We start from the raw sequence: 439 nt of genomic DNA on the forward strand, positions 1-439 counted from the left end.
GATTTACATAGGTTTTCTAGTTTATATGCTAAAGCAACAGATAAAAATACATCAGATAAATATATAAAATATTTTAATCTAAAAAATAATAAGCAAATAAGATCGCTTCTTACATCCATTTTAGAAGCATATCATAAGAGTATTATAGATGAAGTAATAAAAGATTCGACTTTGAAAAATTTAAGAAATTTCTTTTTGATTTTTAATGCTTCTAGAGAAACAAGTAATCGAACTGATTCTTCTATTAGAAATGCGGCTTATGCGATTTATAATGCAAATTCTGAAGTGGAATTTAAGGTGGAAATTTCAAATCTATTACATGAGTTAAGCAGCTTAGTGGCTTATGAGCATTTCAAAAATAATTATAGTTCGGCTCTTAAATATTCAAATAAAGATAAACGATTGAAAAATAGTAGGTTAATAAAATATGTATTAATAG

Annotated in this window: 1 protein-coding gene; it reads left to right on the top strand. The window is 24.8% G+C overall.

The window, feature by feature from the left end; all coding sequences use genetic code 11:
* Positions 1-439, top strand: a 439-nt coding sequence (locus G6554_RS25380) for a hypothetical protein (RefSeq protein ID WP_207627757.1), incomplete at both ends; no start/stop codon positions are given.

The organism is Bacillus sp. MM2020_4 (genome assembly GCF_011250555.1).
Taxonomy (GTDB): domain Bacteria; phylum Bacillota; class Bacilli; order Bacillales; family Cytobacillaceae; genus Neobacillus.